This window comes from Myxosarcina sp. GI1 (assembly GCF_000756305.1).
Lineage (GTDB): Bacteria > Cyanobacteriota > Cyanobacteriia > Cyanobacteriales > Xenococcaceae > Myxosarcina.
Map to the genome: position 1 here is coordinate 1 of NZ_JRFE01000021.1, position 1,961 is coordinate 1,961.

At 40.1% G+C, this 1,961-nt stretch carries 1 protein-coding gene; it reads left to right on the forward strand.

What is annotated here, in order from left to right:
- The first annotated feature begins 116 nt into the window (after positions 1–116).
- A complete protein-coding gene (locus KV40_RS15435; RefSeq protein ID WP_253274275.1) occupies positions 117–1,574 on the forward strand; it encodes a glycoside hydrolase family 9 protein in 1,458 nt (485 codons plus the stop codon).
- Positions 1,575–1,961 lie beyond the last annotated feature (387 nt).

A 1,961-nucleotide genomic window follows, 5' to 3' on the forward strand; every position in this document is an offset into this window, starting at 1 on the left:
AAAGTAGTTGCTCCTAAAAATTATGCCTTTAACGGTAAGTCTTTAAACGCCATGAATAATCCTTCTAATTCTCCAAAAAACAATAACAAAAATATCGATTTTGATTTCAGGATCCTGTGATTGACAAGCCAAAAGTAACTTCGCCCCAGCCCGAACCAAAAGCTTCCGAAAAACCTATGGACACACCCAAAAGTACCAAACAAAAAGGTCAATTTAAATACGGTGAAGCTTTACAAAAATCTTTTCTCTTCTTTGAAGCCAACCGTTCTGGCGATCTTCCCAAAGACAATCGTGTTAAATGGCGCGGTGATTCAGCATTAAAAGATGGTTCGGATGTCGGTCGTGACCTGAGAGGAGGCTATTACGATGCAGGCGATCATGTGAAATTCGGTTTACCTATGTCTGCTAATAATACGATGCTTGCCTGGGGGGGAATTGAATACAAACAGGCATACAAACAAAGCGGACAGTGGGACGAACTCTTAGATGCGGTCAAATGGGGGACTGATTATTTTCTGAAAGCCCACGTAACTCAAGGAGGCAAAACTAAAAAGCTTTACGTTCAAGTAGGTGACGGTAATGCCGACCATGCTTACTGGGGTCCTCCAGAAAAAATGACCATGAAGCGTCCTGCCTTTAAAATCGATCGCAACAAACCTGGGTCTGATGTAGCCGCAGGAACTGCATCGGCACTGGCTTCGGCTTCGATGCTGTTTCGTGGAGTTAATAATAGCTATGCCAACAAACTGTTAAAAAATGCCAAGCAACTGTTTGAATTTGCCGATAAGTATCGAGGTAAATATTCTGATTCCGTACCTCAAGCCAATCCTTTTTATACTTCGTTTAGTGGCTATGCCGACGAACTGGCAGAAGGTGCAGCTTGGCTTTACAAAGCAACTGGTCAACAAAAATATCTCAAACGCGCCGAACAAATTTTTGACAATGAAATTGGTTATCCTGCCGACTGGAGTTGGATGGCAGATAATAAATCTAATGCCGCCAACTTACTTTTAGCCCAAGAAAGTAAAAATCCCAAATACAAAGACATGTTTGAAGGTTGGGCAAAAAATTGGATTAATGGTACTGGTAACGTTAAGTACAGTCCTGGCGGACTGGCTTGGCGAACACGCTGGGGTTCCCTAGCTTTAAGTTCGGCTACCTCATATTTAGTTGGCTTATACAACGATACTGTTAAGAGCAACAAAAGCTATCGAGATTTTGCCAAAGATCAAATAGATTACATCTTGGGAGATAACCCCAGAAATGCCAGTTACATGATTGGTTTTGGTAAAAATTATCCCAAAGAACCCCATCATAGAGCCTCTGCTGGCGATGCTCCTTATGGTAAGCCTAACGAACACCTCCTCTATGGGGCAATGGTAGGTGGTCCTGGTTCGACTAACGACTTTGACTATAATGACGACCGCAATGATTGGATTACAAACGAAGTAGGTACGGGTTACAATGCTCCTCTAACCAGTGCCTTAATTCAAGCCTATGACGATTTTGGAGGCGATCCTCTATCTAACAAAGAATTAGATAATCTCGTTGGTATCGATGTATATGGAGTCTAAACTCAATTTAAATCTATTCTGGTGAAATTGGTTTAGTAAATCCATACGCTCGTTACTATTGAAGCTACTTTATCAAGCATTGTTCAGACAACTTTTATTAGAGTTAAAACTAAAGTTTTAACTCTAATTCTTACTAATGAAACAAGGCGATTGCCTTGTTTTTTTGGTTGGCTTTGATTCTCACATTTTCGGGTGACACCGATCGCAATTTTTTAAAACTTCGCATTTTATAACAGAACCATCAAAACAGAAACATTTAGTTAATTCAAGCTTTTTTTACTGCCAAAAAAAGCTCGTGCAAAAGTTACAGGTAAAAATAATGGCAAACAATTCTAGTACTAAATCTAAAAAAGTTGAGTTTGATTTTAGAACTTCAGCCACTTGGCC